Annotated in this window: 18 protein-coding genes and 1 tRNA gene; 15 read left to right on the top strand and 4 right to left on the bottom strand. The window is 52.4% G+C overall.

What is annotated here, in order from left to right:
• Window positions 1-670 precede the first annotated feature (670 nt).
• The 10 genes from RCH06_RS14010 (at window position 671) to RCH06_RS13965 (ending at window position 12,303) form a co-directional block, all read left to right on the top strand.
• Window positions 671-1,660 carry a glycosyltransferase family 52 gene (locus RCH06_RS14010; RefSeq protein ID WP_327082081.1) on the top strand — a complete coding sequence of 330 codons (990 nt, stop codon included), beginning with the start codon at window positions 671-673 and terminating at the stop codon, window positions 1,658-1,660.
• Window positions 1,661-1,854: 194 nt separating this feature from the next.
• Window positions 1,855-2,979 carry a glycosyltransferase gene (locus tag RCH06_RS14005; protein WP_327082080.1) on the top strand — a complete coding sequence of 375 codons (1,125 nt, stop codon included), beginning with the start codon at window positions 1,855-1,857 and terminating at the stop codon, window positions 2,977-2,979.
• Window positions 2,980-3,058: 79 nt separating this feature from the next.
• Window positions 3,059-3,694: an imidazole glycerol phosphate synthase subunit HisH gene (gene hisH / locus RCH06_RS14000; RefSeq protein WP_327082079.1), complete on the top strand. Its 636-nt coding sequence runs from the start codon at window positions 3,059-3,061 to the stop codon at window positions 3,692-3,694.
• A 5-nt stretch (window positions 3,695-3,699) separates the two neighbouring features.
• Window positions 3,700-4,470, top strand: coding sequence for a HisA/HisF-related TIM barrel protein (locus RCH06_RS13995; protein WP_327082078.1), 771 nt, complete (start codon window positions 3,700-3,702; stop codon window positions 4,468-4,470).
• Between the two features lie 19 nt (window positions 4,471-4,489).
• Window positions 4,490-5,665, top strand: coding sequence for an N-acetyl sugar amidotransferase (locus RCH06_RS13990; RefSeq protein ID WP_327082077.1), 1,176 nt, complete (start codon window positions 4,490-4,492; stop codon window positions 5,663-5,665).
• A 55-nt stretch (window positions 5,666-5,720) separates the two neighbouring features.
• Window positions 5,721-6,917 (top strand): glycosyltransferase, encoded by a 1,197-nt coding sequence (locus RCH06_RS13985; RefSeq protein ID WP_327082076.1) that lies wholly within the window; start codon window positions 5,721-5,723, stop codon window positions 6,915-6,917.
• Window positions 6,914-7,987 carry a glycosyltransferase family 4 protein gene (locus RCH06_RS13980; protein WP_327082075.1) on the top strand — a complete coding sequence of 358 codons (1,074 nt, stop codon included), beginning with the start codon at window positions 6,914-6,916 and terminating at the stop codon, window positions 7,985-7,987. Before RCH06_RS13985 ends, RCH06_RS13980 begins: the two co-directional genes overlap by 4 nt.
• An 11-nt stretch (window positions 7,988-7,998) precedes the next feature.
• Entirely contained in the window at window positions 7,999-10,080 is a 2,082-nt protein-coding gene (asnB, locus tag RCH06_RS13975) for an asparagine synthase (glutamine-hydrolyzing) (RefSeq protein WP_327082074.1), read from the top strand.
• A gap of 46 nt (window positions 10,081-10,126) precedes the next feature.
• The gene (locus RCH06_RS13970; RefSeq protein ID WP_327082073.1) at window positions 10,127-11,161 is read left to right on the top strand and encodes an EpsG family protein; all 1,035 of its coding nucleotides are present in this window, start codon (window positions 10,127-10,129) and stop codon (window positions 11,159-11,161) included.
• An 11-nt stretch (window positions 11,162-11,172) separates the two neighbouring features.
• Window positions 11,173-12,303, top strand: coding sequence for a glycosyltransferase family 4 protein (locus tag RCH06_RS13965; protein ID WP_327082072.1), 1,131 nt, complete (start codon window positions 11,173-11,175; stop codon window positions 12,301-12,303).
• A 119-nt stretch (window positions 12,304-12,422) separates the two neighbouring features.
• On the opposite strand, the gene RCH06_RS13960 is transcribed toward RCH06_RS13965, so the two are convergent.
• Both RCH06_RS13960 and RCH06_RS13955 read right to left on the bottom strand, forming a co-directional pair.
• On the bottom strand, window positions 12,423-13,091 hold the full coding sequence (locus RCH06_RS13960) for a YdcF family protein (RefSeq protein WP_327082071.1): 669 nt from the start codon (window positions 13,089-13,091) through the stop codon (window positions 12,423-12,425).
• A gap of 31 nt (window positions 13,092-13,122) precedes the next feature.
• Window positions 13,123-13,207: transfer RNA gene (locus RCH06_RS13955), tRNA-Leu, on the bottom strand.
• A 40-nt stretch (window positions 13,208-13,247) separates the two neighbouring features.
• Between RCH06_RS13955 and cysM the strand changes: the two genes are divergently transcribed.
• Together cysM and RCH06_RS13945 are read left to right on the top strand one after the other, a co-directional pair.
• Window positions 13,248-14,150: a cysteine synthase CysM gene (gene cysM, locus RCH06_RS13950; RefSeq protein ID WP_327082070.1), complete on the top strand. Its 903-nt coding sequence runs from the start codon at window positions 13,248-13,250 to the stop codon at window positions 14,148-14,150.
• A 23-nt stretch (window positions 14,151-14,173) separates the two neighbouring features.
• Window positions 14,174-14,401: a sulfurtransferase TusA family protein gene (locus tag RCH06_RS13945; protein WP_327082069.1), complete on the top strand. Its 228-nt coding sequence runs from the start codon at window positions 14,174-14,176 to the stop codon at window positions 14,399-14,401.
• Between the two features lie 14 nt (window positions 14,402-14,415).
• Here RCH06_RS13945 and galU read toward each other — a convergent pair whose 3' ends face one another.
• Window positions 14,416-15,312: a UTP--glucose-1-phosphate uridylyltransferase GalU gene (gene galU / locus RCH06_RS13940; RefSeq protein ID WP_327082068.1), complete on the bottom strand. Its 897-nt coding sequence runs from the start codon at window positions 15,310-15,312 to the stop codon at window positions 14,416-14,418.
• 122 nt (window positions 15,313-15,434) lie between these two features.
• Window positions 15,435-18,353 carry a valine--tRNA ligase gene (locus RCH06_RS13935; RefSeq protein WP_327082067.1) on the bottom strand — a complete coding sequence of 973 codons (2,919 nt, stop codon included), beginning with the start codon at window positions 18,351-18,353 and terminating at the stop codon, window positions 15,435-15,437.
• 218 nt (window positions 18,354-18,571) lie between these two features.
• Here RCH06_RS13935 and yaaA point away from each other — a divergent pair, with 218 nt between their 5' ends.
• From yaaA to queF, 3 genes are all read left to right on the top strand, one after another.
• Entirely contained in the window at window positions 18,572-19,348 is a 777-nt protein-coding gene (gene yaaA, locus RCH06_RS13930; RefSeq protein ID WP_327082066.1) for a peroxide stress protein YaaA, read from the top strand.
• An 83-nt stretch (window positions 19,349-19,431) separates the two neighbouring features.
• Window positions 19,432-20,337 (top strand): alpha/beta fold hydrolase, encoded by a 906-nt coding sequence (locus RCH06_RS13925; protein ID WP_327082065.1) that lies wholly within the window; start codon window positions 19,432-19,434, stop codon window positions 20,335-20,337.
• 15 nt (window positions 20,338-20,352) lie between these two features.
• Complete coding sequence (gene queF / locus RCH06_RS13920) at window positions 20,353-21,198, top strand: NADPH-dependent 7-cyano-7-deazaguanine reductase QueF (RefSeq protein ID WP_327082064.1); 846 nt, start codon at window positions 20,353-20,355, stop codon at window positions 21,196-21,198.
• The last annotated feature ends 168 nt before the right edge of the window (window positions 21,199-21,366 follow it).

The raw sequence follows: 21,366 nt of genomic DNA, 5'->3' as shown, positions 1-21,366 counted from the left end.
CTGTTTCTTGCAGCTTATTTCTTAATTATGAAATTTTATTTTTATAGATTTTTGAAATATTATTCATTCACAGGACTGGCCAGCAGAACGCGCCATTTCGTTTTGCGGACTCAATTAGAGAAGCCGTTGCGATGTTTGCCGAGGGCGGCGCTCACCACCCTGTGGTCAGTGTCAGCTTGGCAAGCACTCACTCCGCTTGGTGCTACCGCTCCACCGATACGGGTATGGAACCATTTTGGCGTGGGAGGCTATAGGGCAGTGCCCCAAGATTTGGAGCCAGCTTGGATGCTTAAGTGTGCTATTTATCTGTTATCTGTTTTCTCCCGTCTAACCACGTGACGAATGTGCATTTCGACTCCGGACGATCATCCGTTTCTGATGGATAAGCAGGTCGAAGTCATCGATGTTGATACATTAAATGACTTAAAGTTCTGCGAAGATTTTCTAGTTTACACACACCATATAGCTCGATGATTAAGCTAATAAAGACAGATACCCCACGGTCTGCACTGTTACTCATGCGCACGCCGCTTCAAGTTTGGATCGTCGATCGGGTCTTGCTTTCCGAAAGTTTGTTCAGTTATGATTTATTTTATTTTACTCAGCAAGTTGCACCTGAGGCTGCTATTTAAATTATGCAAAATTTAAGTTTTATTAATTTTATATAAAAATGAATCTTTTTATATGTACATCTTCTCTTCAAATTTTAATTGCTAAAGCAATTATAAATAAGCTATCAATTAAGCTAAGTGATTGCGAATTTTTTGTTTTTTCAGAAAAATCAAACTTAAAAATTAAACATTATTTTGATAAAGTTAGCGCCTTATGTGGCGAAGCAAACTTTATGGAAACCAATCTTCGATTCCCATTTTATGTTTTGGATATTCAAAAAAGATTTAGAGGTAAAAAATACTCATCAATTTATCTTGCGTCAATTGATAGTTTGTACATACAAATAATTCTTTCGATTGTGAATTTTGATAAACTCAATACCTTTGACGATGGAACTGCCAATATTGTAGAGGCTGGAATATATAATAGGCATTCAGGTGATTTAAGTATTTTTAGGATGATTTGGGCATATTTGGTTGGGGGAAGGTTTAATCAGAATAAAATAAAAAAAAATTCTGTTATTCATTATACTATTTTTAAAAATAAAAAAAATTATTCTTCTGAATGTCCTGTACATGTCGAAATATTTAATAAATTTGGCAATACTAAAGTAAAGAAATTTAAATGTATGCTGATTTTAGGTACCGATTTATTGGCGCTTTGCTCTATTGATAGAGTTCAAAAGCTAGAGAAAATCACTATAAACGTCGCGTCTAATCGAGATTTTGATGTATTTTATTTGCCACACCCACGAGGAAAGCCTATTAATGCATTGGAGAAAATAACTTTACATACTAGGGATGTAGCTGAAGATGTAGTGGCAAATCTTCTGGATGAGTATGAATACATAGATGTTTATAGCTTTTGCAGTTCGGCGCAATTTAATTTTAACCATGTAGAGAATATAAATAATTATATTATACTTGCCGATTGTTTAAATAAGCCAATAGCTCAAGTTCAGTATTTGGCTCTTCAGGATGGAATGAGTTCAATTAATGGTGAGGATTACTTTTCGATTCCCGGCATAGATCCTGTACTAAAAATATAAAAATTATTTTTAGATATAAATAATTTTTAATTAATACATCTACAAAATAAGGTTAAATTTTTAAGATTTGCAATCTTGATTGCAGTAGTTGATGATTAAAAAAGAAAGAGAATGGTTTTGGTACGTTTTATATCGACAGTTGCATTGCTTGAAAATGTTATTGGCGCTTCTGTTGATCAGAATGTAGTTCACCAATGACTCAACAACGCATTGCTATTCTTATGCCGGATCTTTGCTGCGGCGGGGCTGAACGCGTTGCTGTCAACTTGGCTAACGGGTTCGTCCAGCGCGGCCATGCCGTGGACATGGTTCTGCTTTCAGCCACAGGCGAATTCCTAGTCGATTTGCGGCCTGAAGTTCGTGTGGTGGATCTTCAAGTCAAGCGCATGCGAGGGTTATTTATGCCCTTAATTAAGTATTTGCGGCAAACCCGGCCCGAAGCGGTCTTGGCCTGCATGTGGCCGCTGACGATGGTTGCGATAATAGCGCGTATGTTGGCTCGTGTGCCAGCGCGTGTAGTTGTGGCGGAGCATACAACTTGGTCGCGCTCTGAACTTCTCATGCGCCCCACCGTTAGGTTGAAGGTGCGAACCACTATGAAACATATTTTTCCGCATGCCGATGAAATCGTCACTGTGTCGCTAGGTGCGGCGGACGATTTGGCTCAGTTTGCAGATCTGGACCGTAAAACTATTACCGTCATTTATAACCCGGTAGTAAGCGATGTAACGCCGCTGCCAGTTGCTGCGCCGCTTCTTCCAAGTTGCTGGTGGTCAGGTTCGCACCGTAGGATATTGGCAGTAGGCATGCTTATTAAAGTGAAAGATTACTCCACTTTACTCCGTGCTTTTGCTGTGCTACGCCAGCGGGTGGATGCTAGGCTACTAATTCTAGGGGAAGGAGAATGCCGCGACGAACTGGAGACGCAAGCCCGTCAACTTGGAATCGAGTCCAGTGTCTTTATGCCGGGTTTCATGAAAGATCTTACACCTTATTACCAACAGGCCGATTTGCACGTCTTGTCGTCCACGAGCGAAGGTTTTGGTAACGTGATCGTTGAGGCACTTGCTGTGGGTACACCCGTGGTCAGCACCGACTGTCAGTCGGGACCGCGCGAGATTTTGAGTAACGGCCAGTTTGGCAGTTTGGTTCAGGTGGGTAATGCAGCGGCGCTGGCGACTGCGATGTTCGAGTCGCTGAATACCATACATGATATAAGCGCGATTAAGGCACGTGCGCAGGACTTTTCCATCGACAAAGCGACGGACCAATATTTAGAACTGCTTTTTCCTAACCCACTTTTGAAAAAACGCGAATAATGCACAGCATTTTCTATATTGCTCTTTTAATGTATATTCCGGGCGATACGGATTGCGATATCGCGCCAAAGGACTAGAAATGACAAAACGAGTAGTAATCATCGACTACGGACACGGCAACGCCAACTCTATTAAGAATGCATTAAATGAATTGGGTGCTTCCTCAGTGTATTCATGCAACGCGGCACAGATAGAAAGCGCAGACTACTTAATCTTGCCAGGTGTCGGACACCATCGTTCTGCCATGATGTCCCTAGTGAACAGGAAGCTGATTGACCCGCTTACAGAAGCAGTAATGATCCACAAGAAGCCTGTTCTGGGGATCTGCTTGGGGATGCAGTTAATGACAAAAAGTAGTGAGGAGGGTGGAGAGTTGGGACTCGGATGGGTTAATGCGGAGACTCGACGCATAGTCCCGACTGATCGTAGCCAATTTAAGGTGCCACATGTGGGGTGGAATACGGTAGAAAAAAATCTTTGTTCCCTGCTACTTAAGAATATTGAGACTGAAGAAGAACCTTTCTATTTTTGTCACTCATTCGCAATAAGTAAAACTTCTGAATTTGGATCAACACTAACATCAATGGTTGAATATGATCGCAAGTACGTAGCTATATTTGAACAAGAGAATATTTTTGGTGTTCAATTTCACCCTGAAAAAAGTCAAGATTCCGGATTAAGACTAATAAATAATTTTTTATCATTTTCTGATTGATTTATATGTTTCGACCAAGAATAATACCAGTAGTTCTAATCGATGGCCGTGGACATGCAGTTAAGTCGGTAAATTTTAAAAATAAAATAGATTTAGGTGATCCAGTTAACACTGTAAGTATTTTTAATGCATTCAGAGTTGATGAGTTGGTATTGCTCGATATCGATGCAACTAATTCTCAACGGTTAATTTCATTGGATTTATTACAGGATATTGCCTCTGAGGCCAGAATGCCATTCTCTGTTGGAGGCGGCATAACTTGTCTTGAGGACATAAGAAATATTCTTTCAACGGGAGCAGAAAAAGTTGTTTTATCTTCAATAGCAATTGAGCGACCCGAGTTTGTACGAGAAGCAGTAGATAAATTTGGATCATCCTCGATTATTGTATGCTTGGATGTGAAGAGTAATTTTTTCGGGAAAAAAGAAATATACATAAATTCTGGAAAAAGAAACACCAAGTTAAATCCACTTTCTACTGCTCTATTGATGGAGAAGATGGGGGTTGGTGAAATACTTGTGCAATCTATTGATAATGACGGAAAAATGAAGGGCTACGATCTTGCATTGACTGCAGAAATATCTGCGTCTGTAGGTGTGCCGGTGATTGCTTTAGGGGGTGCTGGAAATTTGCAGCATATGTTGGAATTATATCGTTCCACTTGTGTTAGTGCACTCTCTGCTGGTAGTTTATTTGTTTTTCAAAATAACCAACATGCTGTACTTGTTAACTATCCTAAGCAGCAGGATTTAAATTGTTTTCGCAATGTGCGATAGTTACTTACTTTAATATATTATGAACATAATTTCAAGAGAGCAACAGATTGGTGTAAGTGAAAAAAATATTCAGTATCGTATTTGTAATAGATGCGTTATGGATACTTCGGATCCTTGGATTTCATTTGATCAGGATGGGTTTTGCAATCATTGTACAGATTATCTTAAAACTCGGATTAAATTACTTAATCAGGATTCATTAAATGATCAGCCGCTTAATGAACTTATTAGTATAATAAAATCTAGGGGTAAAAAATCAAAATTCGATTGTGTGGTTGGTCTGAGTGGTGGCGTTGATAGTTCCTATGTTGCATACTTGGCATCAAAACATAATCTCAGGGTTTTTGGCGTACATATGGATAACGGATGGAATTCACCAATTGCGGTTGAAAACATCAGAAATCTTGTTTCAAAACTTAACATGGGGTATGCAAGTTATGTACTGCCTTGGGCGGATTTTCGAAAAGTCCAGCTCGCTTTTCTTCGTGCGTCTGTTCCGGAAGCCGAAACCCCGACCGATGTTGCCATACAAAGGGCAGTGAATTTTTATGCATTGAAAAATGGTATACCCTCTATCTTGTCCGGCGGTAATATTGCTAGTGAAGGAATATTGCCTGTGAGTTGGCATTATAATGCTAGAGATACTAAGTATAGTTATTCAATTCTTAATCAGGCTGGATGCGCTACAAAACTATTTGCTTCTCAGAAGCATGGTGTGCTCGATGAGGTTTATTCTAAAGTAATAAAAGGTATAAAAACTTTTTATCCGTTAAATAATATTATTTATGACAAAGATGCCGTACGTGATGAGCTCAAGGAGGCTGTGGGATGGAAGTACTATGGATCTAAGCATGGAGAATCAAAATTTACTAAATTTATTCAAGGCTATTATTTATATGTGAAGCATGGAATAGACTATCGCCGCGCAACTCTTTCTAGTGAAATTTGTCAGGGAGTTATGTCTAGAGATAGTGCGATAAATATATTAAATAATCTTCCTTACGATACTCAAGCTGTTAAAGTTGAGATGGAGTATATTGCAAAAAAACTTGGTATCAGTGATCAGGAGCTTCAAGCAATTGTCCAGATGCCACCCAAATGGTATAAAGATTTTCCAAATAATGAACTTATTTTAGGAAAAATTTATGACTTATACCGGTTTCTCACAAAAAAAGAAAAAACATCGAATTTTTAATAGTGTGAAATTTTATATTGGTACTTGATCTTTAAAGTTTGCCTTTGGTATGTAAATGACAGGAATTATTTATATTAGCTACGACGGAATGTTGGAGCCGCTAGGTCAGTCGCAGGTGCTGGCTTACCTCAAGCGCCTGGCGGATCACCGTCGCATTCATTTGATCAGTTTTGAGAAGGCTGATGATTGGACAAATATTGCCGAACGCGAGCGTATTGAGCGTGATATTGCTAATGCGGGTATTGTTTGGCATCCGCTGCGTTATCACAAGCGTCCATCGGCTTTGGCCACTGCTTGGGACATTATGTGTGGAATTCGCTTAGGTCTGTGGCTTGTATTGCGCCACAGGCTGGGAATCGTGCATGCACGCAGCTACGTGCCATCGGTGATGGCGCTTGCTATCAAGCGCATCACTGGAATCAAGTATCTGTTTGATATGCGAGGCTTTTGGGCTGACGAGCGTGTGGACGGAAACTTGTGGCCGCGCACTGGTCGCATGTACGGAGTGGCTAAGGAATTTGAGCGTCGTTTTCTGCTGGGAGCAGATCATGTTGTATCGCTTACCCATGCCGCCGTTAATGAAATGCAGGGCTTCCCGTACCTGCAAGGCCACATGCCGTCATTCACGGTTATACCCACTTGTGCAGATTTAGGGCTCTTCAAACCGATGCTGCGCGATCCTAAAAGTGCCGAATTTGTGTTGGGCTATGTGGGTTCCGCTGGTACTTGGTACTTATTTGATGAGGTGATTGCCTGCTTTTCGCAATTGCTGCGCTTGCGGCCTAAGGCGCAATTTTTGATTATTAATAGAGGGGAGCATGCTTATATTCGCGAGCGCTTGGTGGCTGCTGGTATACCCAATGATTCCGTAGAACTGAGGTCTGCTACTCACGCAGAAGTGCCTAAGCAGATTGCGCGCATGGACGCAGGTATTTTTTTTATTCGTCCAGTATTTTCTAAGCAAGCATCTGCGCCTACCAAACTAGCTGAATTGCTTGGTTGTGGGGTTCCCTGTCTGGGAAATTCTGGCGTTGGTGATATGTCCGAAGTACTCGAAGGGGAGCGCGTCGGTGTGGCGCTTAAGTCGTTTGATGAAGCGGCATTGGTTAACGGTCTACAAGCTCTGTTGAAGCTCGTCGATGACCCTGCTACGCGTGTTCGCTGCGTGCAAGCAGCGCAGAAACACTTCTCGCTAGACGAAGGTGTTAAGCGCTACGCCTCCGTTTATGAGAAATTGGGTGGCACTGCATGAATATATTGGTTTTGTCGCGTTATGGGCGTTTGGGTGCCAGCAGCCGAATGCGATCTTATCAATATATTCCTTTGCTGGAAGCTGATGGCATTCACGTAACGGTAGCGCCATTGTTTTCAGATGCTTATGTACGCGGACTGCAAAAGAACAAAAAAAGCCTTATAGAGGCTGCGCGGGCCTATACAGGCCGGATTCGTGCTTTGCTTTCAAGTCGGAAGTTTGACCTGCTTTGGATTGAAAAAGAAACCTTGCCGTGGTTGCCTGCATGGTTTGAAAAAATACTCTTGCCAGGCGTTGTTCCCTATGTTCTAGATTACGATGACGCGGTTTTTCATTATTATGACGAACATCGCAACCCCTATGTCAGGGCTCTGCTGGCATGCAAACATCCTTCATTGATGCAAGGTGCCGCGCTGGTAGTGGCAGGTAACGCGTATCTGGCTGAGTTTGCGAGGCAGGCAGGTGCGCCGAATGTGGAAGTCGTTCCCACGGTGATTGACCTGGCGCGCTACCCGAGGTCAAAGCTTAAAGGGCTTAATGAGGGTACGCTACCTTGCATCGGATGGATAGGTCAGCGTGTTACGGCTTCATTTTTGGCACCATACGCGCCGCTTTTTGAGCGATTGACGTCGGACGGCTTGGCCCGCTTTGCCGCTATTGGAATTGATGCACAGAAACTGGGTTTACCCATGATATCGATTCCGTGGACTGAACACACAGAAGTGGCGTCTATTGCCAGTTTTGACATCGGCATCATGCCGCTGCTCGACGCATCTTTTGAGCGCGGCAAATGTGGTTACAAACTTATACAATATATGGCCTGCAGCTTGCCGGTAGTGGCCTCGCCTGTAGGCGTAAACCGGCAAATCGTAGAGCATGGTGTCAACGGGTTCCTAGCCGAAACACCCGAAGATTGGGAAAAAGCTCTTCGCACATTACTGACCGACGCTGATTTACGTCAACGAATGGGGCAGGCGGGCAGGAAAAAGGTTGAGCAACACTATTGCATTCAGGCGACAGGGCCAAGATTGGCTGCATTGCTAAGAGATTCAGCGAAAGCTGCTAAATAGAGAAGATTAAAATGTGCGGATTTGCTGGATTTTTGCTGGTTCAAGCTGGCGGACTCGATAGTCCGGAGGTATTGGCGACCCACATGGCGAACGCCATTGCGCATCGGGGGCCGGACGACTTTGGCGCTTGGGCTGATGCGCAGGCTGGCGTTGCGCTAGGCCATCGCCGCCTATCTATTGTGGATTTGTCGCCTGCAGGTCATCAGCCCATGGCATCTCGCAGTGGACGCTTTGTGATGGCGTTCAATGGTGAGATTTACAACCATATGGAGTTGCGGGCGGAGTTGGAGAAGAATTCACTATTCATGGCGGGGGGCATCCCTCAACCCTCACCCTCACCCTCAAGGGAAGAGGGAGTTGGGCGCGTGTGGCGTGGGCATTCTGATACTGAGACGTTGCTGGCTGGTTTTGAGCAGTGGGGAATTGAAGCCACGCTGGCCAAAACTGTGGGCATGTTTGCCATCGCCGTGTGGGATTTGCGCGAGCGTACGCTGCACCTGACGCGTGATCGCTTTGGGGAAAAGCCGCTGTATTACGGCTGGGCGGGTAGCGGAGCAGGCCGGGCCTTTGTGTTTGGCTCCGAACTCAAAGCCTTGCGGGCCTTTCCAGAGTTTGTCAACCCGGTATGTCGGCAGGCGCTGGCGCAGTACATGCGCTTTATGTATGTGCCTGCGCCGCGCAGTATTTACCAAGGCATTTACAAGCTGGAGCCGGGCTGTGTGCTGACCATCACCGGGGCGCCGCCAGCGGAAGCGCCCGCGCAGCCGTTGCGCCCGCCGGCGGTACATGGGTCGTTGTCGGTGCGGCGCTGGTGGTCGCTGGCGGATGTGGTGCAGGCCGGCGCAAAAAATCAGCTGACTGACGAGGTTGAGGCCGTGCAGCAACTGGAGCAGCGCCTGGCCGATGCGGTGCGCCTGCAGTCGCTAGCCGATGTGCCACTGGGCGCATTTTTATCGGGTGGAGTCGATTCGTCTGCCATCGTGGCCTTGATGCAGCAGCAAGCCACGCGCCCGGTCAAGACCTTTACCGTGGGGTTTGAAGAAGCCGGGTTTGACGAGTCACCCTATGCGCGTGCCGTGGCCAAACACCTGGGCACCGACCATGCCGAGCTGTTTGTGAAGGCCGCTGAGGCGCAGGCGGTAATTGCCCAGCTGCCCGCCATGTACGACGAGCCGTTTGCCGATTCGTCGCAAATCCCCACGCACCTGGTGTGCCGCGCCGCGCGCCAGCATGTCACGGTGGCGCTGTCGGGCGATGCGGGCGACGAGTTGTTTGGTGGCTATAACCGTTATTTCTGGGGGCCACGCATCTGGGCCAAGCTGGCTTGGCTGCCTTACCCTGTACGTCAGGCACTGGGCGCTGCCATCAGCGCCATGCCGATTGCAGGCTGGGACGCATTGAGTCGCCCGGCCAATGCCTTGCTGCCCGGTGACAAGGGCATAGCGCAGGCCGGTGACAAGGCCCACAAGCTGGCGGCCCGCTTGCGCGGCGTGCGTGACCTGGATGATTTGTATATGAGCCTGGTGTCTGAATGGCAAGACCCGGCGCACGTGGTGCGTGGTGACGACAGCGCCACTGTGTCAGAGCCTGCAAGCCTGCTAAACGACCCGTTGCCAGCGTCAGGGGTAAAAGAAAGCCCGCTGCGCATGATGTACCGCGACAGCATGACATACCTGCCAGATGACATCTTGTGCAAAGTAGACCGTGCGGCCATGGCTACCAGCCTGGAGACGCGCGTTCCTTTTCTGGATCACCGCGTGGCCGAGCTGGCATGGCAGATGCCGCTTGGCATGAAAATTCGCGGCAGTCAGGGCAAGTGGGCGTTGCGTCAGGTGCTCTACAAGCATGTCCCGCGCGAACTGATCGATCGGCCCAAGGCAGGCTTCGGCATTCCTGTGGGGCAATGGCTTTGTGGGCCGTTGCGGCCTTGGGCTGAAGGCTTGCTCGCTGAAAAGCGCTTGCAACAAGAAGGCTATTTTTATCCAGCACCGATTCGTCAGAAATGGGCTGAGCACCTTGCCGGCCAGCGTGACCACACAGCAAGCCTGTGGGCGGTGCTGATGTTTCAATCCTGGCTGGAAAGTGTGAGCTGATATGTGGCCTTACTGGTTTTTGTTTGTAGTTCCCGCATGGCTGGCCATGACGCGCTTGCAGTCAGCCAGCATCGTGGGCAGCCATGCCGGTCGCTGGCCTGCTTGGTGGCGTGTGGTGTTTGTGTTGCTCACGCTAATGATTGGCCTGCGCCATAAGGTGGGGGGCGATTGGTTCACCTATGTTGAACATATCACGCTAGCCAGTTATGAGACCCTTTTGGGTGCAGTTAGCCTGGGTGACCCAGCCTATAGCCTGCTGAACTGGGTGGCGGCAAAGACGGGGCTGGGCCCTTATTTTGTCAACACAGTGTGCGCTACGCTCTTTAGTTGGGGATTGTTGGTGTTTTGTCGTGCCCAGCCGCGCCCCTGGTTGGCACTGGTGGTGGCAATGCCTTACCTGGTCACGGTGGTGGCTATGGGCTATACGCGTCAAGGCACGGCTATTGGCTTGGCCATGGTGGGGTTGGTGGCTTTGTCAGATCGCAAATTACTACGCTTTGCGGTGTTTGTGGTACTTGCCGCCCTGTTTCATAAGTCAGCCGTCATGCTGATGCCGCTGGCAGCGCTGGCGGGTACCAAGCGCCGTGGTTGGACGCTGCTGTGGGTGGGTGTCTCATCAATAGTTTTTTATGTCCTTTTGCTGCAAGAATCGGTGGACGCGCTCAATGCAGGCTACATTACGGCGCAATACCAGTCGCAGGGGGCCGCCATTCGGGTGTCCATGAATGCCGTCCCGGCAGTACTTTTTTTATGGCTTCGTCGTCGTTTCGTCATGCCGCAGGCAGAGCGCATGTTTTGGACTTGGATGTCATGGGGCGCACTGGGTTTTGTCGGGTGGCTGGCTGTTTCGCCTTCATCCACGGCGGTGGACCGTGTGGCTTTGTACTGGATTCCCTTGCAGCTATTTGTTTTTTCGCGCCTGCCCAATGTGCTGGGTAACTCTAACGGACGCAATAGCGTATGGGTGCGCTGGGTAGTTCTCTATAGTGCGGCGGTATTGTTTGTCTGGTTGGTATTTGCCCAAACGGCGTTTGCCTGGCTGCCGTACCAGTTCTATCCGTGGGTGGTTTTGTGGAATTAGGCAAGGCAACAATGAAAATTGCCGTTGTTTCCAATACTTGCTGGTACCTGTTCAATTTTCGACTCAACCTGATGCTGGCATTACAGGCGGCTGGCCACACGGTAGTTGCTGTAGCACCTGATGACGCTTACGCTCAGCGCATCCGCGACATGGGCATTGCGTTTGAGGCAGTGCCAATTTCAGGTGGCGGGACGCATCCGGTACTGGAACTCCAGTCGGTGCTGCGCCTGGTAAGGGTGTTTCGTCGACATCGTGTGGGCTTGGTTCTTAGCTATACGCCTAAAGGCAATTTGTATTCAGCGCTCGCCTGCATTGCGTTGCGTATTCCGTTTGTTCCCAACGTGTCGGGTCTGGGCCGGGCGTTTATTCGTAAGTCGCTGGTCACGCAGGTGGCCAAGACGCTGTACCGCCTGACTTTTGGTCGTGCACATCGGGTATTTTTTCAGAATCTGGATGACATGGCGGTGTTTGTCGATGGCGGGCTGGTGCGGGCTGGGCAGGCTGAACGCTTGCCGGGTTCGGGGGTTGATCTGATCCGCTTTTCACCCATCGCACCTGTCGCACGGGCTGCGGATGCGCCAGTTTTTTTGCTGGTGGCGCGCATGTTGTGGGACAAGGGCGTGGGCGAGTATGTAGAGGCCGCGCGTATCGTACGGGCGCTGCATCCCGATGCGCGCTTTCAGTTGCTGGGCTTTCTGGATGTAGCCAATCCTTCTGCCATTCCCCGCACGCAGGTAGAACAATGGGTAGCTGAAGGCGTGGTCGAATATCTCGGGCAAACCGACGATGTGCGGCCTTTTCTGGTTCAAGCCGACTGTATGGTGTTGCCGTCTTACCGTGAGGGTGTTCCACGTACCTTACTGGAAGCCGCCGCCACGGCCCGCCCGGTCATCACCACCGATGCGCCAGGTTGTCGCGACACGGTGATTGATGGTGAAACCGGATTTTTATGCCGTCCTGCCGATGCACCGGATCTGGCAGAAAAGCAGTTGCGCTTTATTGCCATGAAGCCGAACCAGCGCCAAATCATGGGACAGCGCGGGCGTACTTTTGTTGAGCAGAAATTTGATGAACGGCTGGTAATTGAGCGGTATTTGGCGGTGGTTGGTCAAGTGGCTGATAACCGACCCAGTAGCTTTTAGTAGGGTTGGCGGAAAACGCCGGCCGACTTGTTTAGATCCGGGGGGTTAGCTTCCTGCCGTCATTGCGAGCGCAGCGCGGCAATTCATAACCCTACTTTCTCGACAAAGGATCGCTTTGTTCAAATCCCTATCTGCCGCATCCGATACCAAACCAATCCAAAAATCTCATGGAGCGCAGATTTAGCTGATTTTCGTCCCTCTGCGCTGGGCAGAAAATCGCGCCATTCAAGTGGTGCATGGGCTGAAAAATCTGTGGACGCTGCTACGACTTCAATGCCTCTGTCTTCAAACATCCTTTGTGCGCGCCGCATGTGCAGCGCATGAGTGACCAGAATGATGGTTCGAATATTCTCTCTGGCTAGGATTTTTGCCGTAAATAGAGCATTTTGTTCAGTGTTGAGCGAGTTTTCTTCAGTCCATCGCACGGGCACATGGAAGTCACGCTCAAGTTGCTTTTTAATGACGGCAGCCTCTCGGTCACCTCCCGAGGCAAGCACCGGCAATCCTGTCGCAATATACAAACGCGCAACTTCCTGGTTTTTCAAATCGCCGCCCGTAAGCACCACAATGGCCTGCGCTCTTTTTCCGATTGGAGCAGAAATTGAAGTGGCTGGCGGCTCTATGGAAGCAATAAGTAAAAGGCCGCCCGCTTTGCTGCTAAAAAAAACGAAGCCAGCAAGCAGCACGAGCGCTATGGAGATTTTGAAATGGCCGAGGCAATTCATTTCTGCAAGTGCTCCTTTTGCAGTAATTAGAAACAACAAAAAACCCGCTATGCCGATGAGCATGCGAGTTCTGTAATTAACTAACTCTATTAAATGGTGCCCGGGGCCGGAATCGAACCGGCACGCCTTTCGGCGGGGGATTTTGAGTCCCCTGCGTCTACCAATTTCACCACCCGGGCTAACTGAAGCGAAGCCCCAAATTATGGCACAGTGTGGGCTATGAAATTCCAAACTATTGAAGATGCGGTCGGAAAAACACCGCTGGTCGCTTTGCAACGTATCGCGGCTGCTGAAAATGCTGCGCGCGGCAACATCATCCTGGGCAAGCTGGAGGGTAACAATCCGGCGGGTTCGGTCAAAGACCGCCCGGCGCTGGCCATGATCCGGCGCGCTGAGGAGCGCGGCGACATCAAGCCGGGCGACACGCTGATCGAGGCTACGTCGGGCAACACCGGCATTGCGCTGGCGATGGCGGCTGCCATCAAGGGCTATCGCATGATTTTGATCATGCCGGAAGACCTGAGCATTGAACGCGCCCAGACCATGAAAGCCTTTGGCGCCGAGTTGATCCTGACACCCAAAAGCGCCGGTATCGAATATTCACGCGACTTGGCCGAACAAATGCAAAAAGACGGCAAGGGCAGGGTGCTCGACCAGTTCGCCAACCCCGACAATCCGCGCATTCACTACGAAACCACGGGCCCTGAAATCTGGGCGGATACCGTCGGCACGGTGACGCATTTCGTCAGCGCCATGGGCACGACCGGAACGATTACCGGCGTGTCGCGCTACCTGAAGGAAAAAAATCCGGCAATCAAGATCATCGGTGCTCAACCCAGCGAAGGTTCGCGTATTCCGGGCATCCGCAAATGGCCGCAGGCCTATATGCCCAAGATTTACGATCCAAGCTCTGTCGATGAACTGATGCTGGTCAGCCAGCAAGACGCCGAAGACATGTGCCGCCGCATGGCGCGGGAAGAGGGTATTTTTGCCGGTATCTCGGCGGCAGGTGCCTGTTGGGTAGCACAGGAAATCGCCAAAACGGTGAAAAATGCAGTGATTGTTTTCATCGTCTGCGACCGGGGCGACCGCTACCTGTCCACCGGCGTGTTTCCAGCCTGATTTGATGTGAACCAAGGAACCCCATGAATATCGACAAAGAACTCGACACACGCGGCCTGAATTGCCCGTTGCCTATTTTGAAAGCCAAAAAAGCGCTGGCCGAGATGACCAGCGGGCAGCTCTTGCAGGTGGTGTCAACCGACGCCGGTTCCCTGCGCGACTTCGAGGCTTTTGCCCGTCAGACTGGCAATGACCTGATGGATCAGCAAACCGTGGGCGGCGACTTCATTCATGTCCTGAAAAGACGCTGACATGTGACCGGCTATCAGTCGAGTTTGATGCTCTTGAGATAAGCGCGGAAATGGTCACCGATTTCGGGATGCTGCAATGCCAACTCGACCGTGGCTTCCAGGAAACCTTCCTTGCTGCCGCAGTCGTAGCGCTTGCCCTGGTACTGAAAGGCGTACACATTTTCCTGCCGCATCAATCCGGCAATGCCATCGGTCAGCTGAATCTCGCCGCCTACGCCTGACGATTGGTTGCGGATATGTTCAAAAATCGCTGGCGTCAGAATGTAGCGACCGGCCACGCCCATGCGCGATGGCGCTACGTCAGGCGCTGGTTTTTCAACGATTTTCTGGACTTTCATCAAGGCCGGATAGGCATCGGTCGCCGCATCCACCGCCACGATGCCATAGCGGCGCGTATGCGCAGCCGGCACTTCCTGCACCGCCACAATCGACTGCTGCACCTGCTCGAACTGGGCCGCCATCTGGGCCAGCACCGACAGGCCGCCCACCGGCCCCATCATCAAGTCGTCTGCAAGCAGTACGGCAAAAGGCTCATTGCCGATCAGGTGTTCAGCGCACAACACGGCATGGCCCAAACCCAGTGAGCGGGGCTGGCGCACAAAGGCGCAGTGCATGTCGTCGGGCTGGACTGAGCGCAACACCGACAGCAAGGCATGCTTTTCAGCTTTTTCCAGTTCGCTTTCCAGCTCGTAAGCGGTGTCGAAATGGTCTTCAATCGCGCGCTTGTTGCGCCCGGTCACAAAGATCATGTGGCGAATGCCGGCTGAATAAGCCTCTTCCACTGCGTACTGGATCAGTGGCTTGTCCACGACAGGCAGCATTTCCTTGGGACTTGCTTTGGTGGCGGGCAGAAAGCGGGTGCCAAGTCCAGCTACCGGAAAGACTGCTTTTTTCAGGGTGACTTTTTGCATGGATTCTTTGTAAATCGAGATGCAGCATTGTCGGATTGTTGATGTCCCGCCAGTGTCGGACTAACGCCCGACCTGACGTGTATCAAGAAGAAACTTTGCTGTTTGCAAGCTCTGCCTTGGCTTTATTTCAAGCGCGCCAGTTGCTCCTGCAGCTTCTCCAGCGTGGCCGTAAATTCAACCAGTCGTTTGCGTTCCTGCTCCAGCACGGCGGGCGGCACCTTGGCGACAAAGGTTTCGTTGGCCAGCTTGGCCTGTACCTTGGCCAGTTCGCCTTCAAGCCGTACGGCTTCCTTGCCGAGGCGCACTTTTTCAGCGGCTACATCAACTTCCATGTAGAGGCAGACGCGCGCATCGCCTACCACCGCCACAGGGGCCGCTTCGGCAGCAACCACCCATTTGGCCTCCGTGGCGAACAGCTTGACTTCATTGAGCTTGGCCAGCGACTTGAGCACGGGCGCTACGGCGTTGATGAACGCGTCATCGCCCACCACCAGCAGCGGAAGGCGCGTGGCCGGCGACACCTTCATTTCGCCGCGCAGGTTGCGGCAGGCATCGACCAGACGCTTGAACTTTTCAATATGCGCTTCGGCTTGCGGGTCAATTTTTTCAGGCTGGCTTTGCGGATAAGCGGCCAGTCCGATAAACGGCCCGGCGCGGCCCGCGACCGGTGCGACTTTTTGCCATAGTTCCTCGGTGATGAACGGAATCAGCGGATGCGCCAGCCGCAAAATGCCTTCAAGCGTGCGAATCAGCGTGCGGCGCGTGGCGCGCTTTTGCGCGTCGCTGCCTTGCTGAATCTGCACCTTGGCGATTTCCAGATACCAGTCGCAAAACTCGTCCCAGATGAACTGGTAGATGTGGCCGGCGACGTTGTCGAGGCGGTAGTCGGCAAAGCCCTTGGCAACTTCCAGCTCGACACGCTGCATGGTTGAGGCAATCCAGCGGTCAGCCTGCGAGAAATCAAGGTAGTTTTGCATCTCGCCGCAGGGCACGCATTGTTCCTTGCTGTGTTCGTTCAAGCCGCAATCTTGGCCTTCGCAGTTCATCAGCGTGAAGCGGGTGGCGTTCCAGAGTTTGTTGCAAAAGTTGCGATAGCCTTCGCAGCGCTTGCTGTCAAAACTGATGCTGCGCCCCAGTGATGCCAGCGAAGCAAAGGTAAAACGCAGCGCATCCGCACCATAAGCGGGAATGCCGGCGGGAAATTCCTTTTCGGTGTTCTTGCGCACCTGCGGCGCGGTTTCGGGCTTGCGCAGGCCCTGCGAGCGCTTGTCCAGCAGCGGAGCCAGCTCGATACCGTCAATCAGATCGACCGGGTCCAGCACGTTGCCTTCCGATTTGCTCATCTTCTTGCCCTGTGCGTCCTTGACCAGGCCGTGGATGTACACGTGTTTGAACGGCACCTGGCCGGTGAAGTGCGTCGTCATCATGATCATCCGGGCAACCCAGAAAAAGATGATGTCGTATCCGGTGACCAGCACGCTCGACGGCAAAAACAGGTCCAGCTCCTTCGTCTTTTCCGGCCAGCCGAGAGATGAAAAAGGCACCAGCGCCGACGAATACCAAGTGTCCAGCACGTCTTCGTCGCGGCGAAGCGTCTTGCCGGGCGCTTGCGCCTGCGCAGCGGCTTCGTTTTCGGCGACATAGACCGTGCCGTCTTCGTCATACCAAGCCGGAATCTGGTGACCCCACCAGAGCTGGCGCGAAATGCACCAGTCCTGGATATTGCCCATCCACTGGTTGTAGGTGTTCACCCACTGCTCGGGCACGAACTTGACCGCGCCGCTGTCCACCGCATCAATCGCTTTCTGGGCAATCGATTTGCCGGTCAGGTCTTGCGAGCTGACTTTGTTGACGGCGACAAACCACTGGTCGGTCAGCATCGGCTCGATGATCTGGCCGGTGCGGGTGCAACGCGGCACCATCAGCTTGTGTTTTTTGACTTCGACCAGGAAACCTTGCGCCTCCAAGTCGGCCACGACGGCCTTGCGGGCGACGAAGCGGTCCATTCCGCGGTATTTCTCGGGGGCATTGTCGTTGATGGCGGCGTCCAGCGTCAGGACGCAAATGATGGGCAACTGGTGGCGCTGACCGACGGAATAGTCGTTGGCGTCATGCGCGGGCGTGACCTTGACCACGCCGGTACCGAAGTCTTTGTCGACGTAATCGTCGGCAATCACCGGAATGGTGCGGTCGCACAGCGGCAGCGTGACTTCCTTGCCGATCAAATGCATGTAGCGCTCGTCTTCCGGATGCACCATGACGGCCACGTCGCCCAGCATGGTTTCTGGGCGCGTCGTAGCAACCGTGATGTCACCCGAGCCATCGGCCATCGGATAGCGGATGTGCCACATGAAACCGTCTTCTTCCTCGCTCTCGACTTCCAGGTCGGATACGGCCGATTTGAGCACCGGGTCCCAGTTCACCAATCGTTTGCCACGGTAGATCAGGCCCTGCTCATACAGCTGCACGAAGGTCGAGGTGACGACCTTGGACATTTTCGGATCCATGGTGAAGTATTCGTGCTTCCACGACACCGAGTCGCCCATGCGGCGCATCTGGCGCGTGATGGTCGAGCCGGATTCTTCTTTCCATTCCCAGACCTTGCTGACGAAGTTCTTGCGCGCTTCAAACGGGCTGGTGCCCATGTCGTGGCGGGTTTGGCCGGTTTCGGACTGCAGCTTGCGCTCGACGACGATTTGCGTGGCGATGCCGGCGTGGTCGGTGCCGGGAACCCACAGCGTGTTGTCGCCGCACATACGGTGGTAGCGCGCCAGCGAATCCATGATCGTCTGGTTGAACGCATGGCCCATGTGCAGCGTGCCGGTCACATTCGGCGGCGGCAGCTGGATGGCGAATGATGGCTTGGCGGCATCCAGCGTCGGCTCGTACTGGCCGCTTTGCTCCCACAGCGGCCCCCAGTGCTTTTCAATCTCGGCAGGCTCGAATGACTTGGCCAGGTTGTCCAGCCCCGGTGTGGGGGGGAACACCTTGGCGGCGTCGGTGGCAGGGGCGGTCGGGGCGGGGGTGGCAGCTTGGGTCATGGGCAGTGAAAAAACGGCATCGCAGGGATGCCGCTTGGGGTTGTGTGTGGAATGAGCGGGCGCGGAACTGAGGAAAATAGGCTTGAATTTTATTCGACGGGGCTGGCCTGCATCGCTGTGCAGCGAAGCCGAAACGCGGGGCTTTGAAAGCTGCGGCATCAAGGAGCTGTTGTAGCTGTGTAAAGTCAGGCCTTTTGTGCATCTGAAAACCTCAAGACATGCTGTTTTTACTGTCTCCCGCCAAAGCCCTCGACTACGACAGCCCCGCGGGCCACGTGCCGCACACCCAGCCGCTGTTCACCCAGCAGGCCGCCGAGTTGATTGCTGTGATGCGTGAAAAGTCGCCGCAGGAAATCGCCACGCTGATGAAGCTGTCGGATGCGCTGTCTGGCCTGAACGCCGCGCGCTACGAAGCCTGGTCGCCGCAATTCACCGCCCAAAACGCCAAGCAGGCCGCGCTGGCTTTCAATGGCGATGTGTATGAAGGCTTGAATGCCAAAACCCTGGACACAATGCAACTGGCCTGGGCGCAAGCGCATGTGTGCATTTTGAGCGGCCTGTACGGCGTGCTGCGGCCACTCGACTGGATGCAGCCCTACCGGCTGGAAATGGGCACCAGGCTGGCTACCCGCAAAGGCAAGAATCTTTACCAATTCTGGGGCGCACAGATTGCCGACTACCTCAATGAACGCGCCGCCGCTGACGTCTCGCCCGTCATCGTGAATCTGGCGAGCGAAGAGTATTTCAAGGCGGTAGACCGCAAGGCGCTGAAAGCGCGCGTGGTGAGCTGCGTGTTTGAAGAGTTCCGGGGTGACCAGTACAAGATCATCAGCTTCATGGCCAAGCGCGCACGCGGGCTGATGGTGCGCTACGCGGTTGAAAACCAAGTCACTGGTGTGGACACGCTCAAAGATTTTGCAGCAGAAGGGTATGGCTTTGATGCCGCTGCTTCGACGCTGGACCGGCTGGTGTTTCGGCGCGGGCAGTGCGGCTGAAAGCCTGCGGAAAAGAAGGCTTGAAAATACCTGTTTGATGATTAAATAGCCTTCTTGCGCAATATCCATCTATATAAGTAGCTATGAAAATAAGAGCAAATGGCATTGATATCGAAGTCGAGGACAGCGGCGCGGGGCTGGATGCGCAGGGCCGGCCGCGTCCGGTCGTGTTGCTCATCATGGGGCTGGGCATGCAGCTGATTGCCTGGCCGCCCGCACTGGTTCAGGCGCTGCTGGATGCCGGCTACCGGGTGATTCGGTTTGACAACCGCGATGCCGGATTGAGCCAGAAATTCGAGACGCTGGGCCAGCCAAAAATGCTCTGGACGGGCCTGAAATACCGGCTCGGCTGGCGCATCCAGCCGCCTTACAGCCTGCAGGACATGGCGGCCGACGCGCTCGGCGTGCTTGATGCGCTGCAGGTTGACAAAGCCCATGTCGTCGGTGTCAGCATGGGCGGCATGATTGCGCAGCGGCTGGCGTTGCTGGCGCCAGCCAGGGTGCTCAGCTTGAGCAGCATCATGAGTTCGAGCGGTGCGCGCGGCCTGCCCGAAGCCCGCCCGCAAGTCACGCGCGTGCTGCTGAGCCGCCCCGCCAAAGGGCTGGAGGCGGCGATTGACCATTCGGTGCGCCTGTTCAAGACCATCGGCAGCCCGGGTTTCTTGACGCAGGGCAATGAACTGCGCGACATGGTGGCTGCGGCGGCCCGGCGCAGTTTTTATCCGGTCGGCATCTTGCGGCAAATGGTCGCCGTGGTAGCAGACCGCAGCCGCGCCGACGCACTGGCCAGCGTGACCGCACCGACGCTCGTAGTCCACGGCAAGGCCGATCCGCTGGTGCCGTTTGCCTGCGGCGAAGACACCGCCCGCCGCATTCCCGGCGCGCGGCTAATCGGTATTGACGGCATGGGCCACGATTTGCCGCCCGGCGTGGTGGATATTTTGCTGACCGCGCTGATTCCGCACCTCGGTGCGGCCCATTCAACCTAATGACTTTTCCCCCGCATGAACCATCCTGACCATTCCCCATTAGGCAAGGCCTCGGCCTATGTTGATCAGTACGACGTATCGCTGCTGTTTCCGATTCCGCGCCTGACCAAGCGGGCTGAGATTGGCGTGGGCGAAACGCCGCCTTTTTTTGGCGCTGACCTGTGGATGGCGTTCGAGCTGAGCTGGCTCAACCTGCGCGGCAAGCCGCAAGTGGCGCTGGCGCAATTCACCATTCCCTGCGAAACCCCCAACATCATTGAAAGCAAGTCGTTCAAGCTCTACCTGAACAGCTTCAACAACACCCGGTTTCTTGACGCCGCCGAAGTGCAGGCGCGGCTGCGCACCGACATCAGCGAAGCGGCCTGGCGCGGTGCGCCGCAGCCGTCGTCGGTGGGCGTCAAGCTGCTGCTGCCCGAGTTGTTTGACCGCGAGGACGTGGCCGAATTTGACGGCTTGAATCTGGACCGGCTGGATGTGGAATGCAGCCGTTACACCCCTGCGCCTGATTTGCTGACCGCCGCTTTTGACGAAGGGCCGGTCGCTGAAGTGCTCACCAGCAACTTGCTCAAAAGCAATTGCCTGGTCACCGGCCAGCCCGACTGGGGCAGCGTGCGCATCAGCTACAGCGGCCCGCAGATCAATCAGGAGGGGTTGCTGCAATACATCGTGAGTTTTCGTAACCACAACGAGTTCCACGAGCAGTGCGTCGAGCGCATGTTCATGGATATCTGGACGCGCTGCAAGCCGCTCAAGCTGACGGTGTATGCGCGCTACACGCGCCGTGGCGGGCTCGACATCAGCCCGTTTCGCACCAGCCATCCGCAGGCCTTGCCGGCGGCGGTGCGCACGGCGCGGCAGTAGTTCCCTGGCCAACAAAAGCCCGGCACCATGTGTCGTCGCTGAACGACAGGTTCGCGGCAGATTTCAGTATTTTCCCGACTGCGTGTAGTCCATGATCTAGAGGCTTAAAGATAAGTGTCCGGAGGTGAATAATAGGAATTGATTCATATTTTTGAATCCGGAACGCTG

The organism is Polaromonas sp. CG_9.5, assembly GCF_035984465.1.
Lineage (GTDB): Bacteria > Pseudomonadota > Gammaproteobacteria > Burkholderiales > Burkholderiaceae_C > Polaromonas.
This window is presented reverse-complemented; position numbering and strand designations above follow the sequence as displayed.

Bases quoted from the DNA above. Each gene is read 5' to 3' on its own strand.
- hisH (WP_327082079.1), top strand. From the start codon at position 3,059: ATGACAAAACGAGTAGTAATCATCGACTACGGACACGGCAACGCCAAC.
- RCH06_RS13980 (WP_327082075.1), top strand. From the start codon at position 6,914: ATGAATATATTGGTTTTGTCGCGTTATGGGCGTTTGGGTGCCAGCAGC.
- RCH06_RS13985 (WP_327082076.1), top strand. From the start codon at position 5,721: ATGACAGGAATTATTTATATTAGCTACGACGGAATGTTGGAGCCGCTA.
- RCH06_RS13925 (WP_327082065.1), top strand. From the start codon at position 19,432: ATGAAAATAAGAGCAAATGGCATTGATATCGAAGTCGAGGACAGCGGC.
- yaaA (WP_327082066.1), top strand. From the start codon at position 18,572: ATGCTGTTTTTACTGTCTCCCGCCAAAGCCCTCGACTACGACAGCCCC.
- RCH06_RS14005 (WP_327082080.1), top strand. From the start codon at position 1,855: ATGACTCAACAACGCATTGCTATTCTTATGCCGGATCTTTGCTGCGGC.
- RCH06_RS13935 (WP_327082067.1), bottom strand. From the start codon at position 18,353: ATGACCCAAGCTGCCACCCCCGCCCCGACCGCCCCTGCCACCGACGCC.
- RCH06_RS13995 (WP_327082078.1), top strand. From the start codon at position 3,700: ATGTTTCGACCAAGAATAATACCAGTAGTTCTAATCGATGGCCGTGGA.
- RCH06_RS13990 (WP_327082077.1), top strand. From the start codon at position 4,490: ATGAACATAATTTCAAGAGAGCAACAGATTGGTGTAAGTGAAAAAAAT.
- cysM (WP_327082070.1), top strand. From the start codon at position 13,248: ATGAAATTCCAAACTATTGAAGATGCGGTCGGAAAAACACCGCTGGTC.
- RCH06_RS13945 (WP_327082069.1), top strand. From the start codon at position 14,174: ATGAATATCGACAAAGAACTCGACACACGCGGCCTGAATTGCCCGTTG.
- RCH06_RS13960 (WP_327082071.1), bottom strand. From the start codon at position 13,091: ATGCTCATCGGCATAGCGGGTTTTTTGTTGTTTCTAATTACTGCAAAA.
- RCH06_RS13965 (WP_327082072.1), top strand. From the start codon at position 11,173: ATGAAAATTGCCGTTGTTTCCAATACTTGCTGGTACCTGTTCAATTTT.
- galU (WP_327082068.1), bottom strand. From the start codon at position 15,312: ATGCAAAAAGTCACCCTGAAAAAAGCAGTCTTTCCGGTAGCTGGACTT.
- queF (WP_327082064.1), top strand. From the start codon at position 20,353: ATGAACCATCCTGACCATTCCCCATTAGGCAAGGCCTCGGCCTATGTT.
- RCH06_RS14010 (WP_327082081.1), top strand. From the start codon at position 671: ATGAATCTTTTTATATGTACATCTTCTCTTCAAATTTTAATTGCTAAA.
- asnB (WP_327082074.1), top strand. From the start codon at position 7,999: ATGTGCGGATTTGCTGGATTTTTGCTGGTTCAAGCTGGCGGACTCGAT.
- RCH06_RS13970 (WP_327082073.1), top strand. From the start codon at position 10,127: ATGACGCGCTTGCAGTCAGCCAGCATCGTGGGCAGCCATGCCGGTCGC.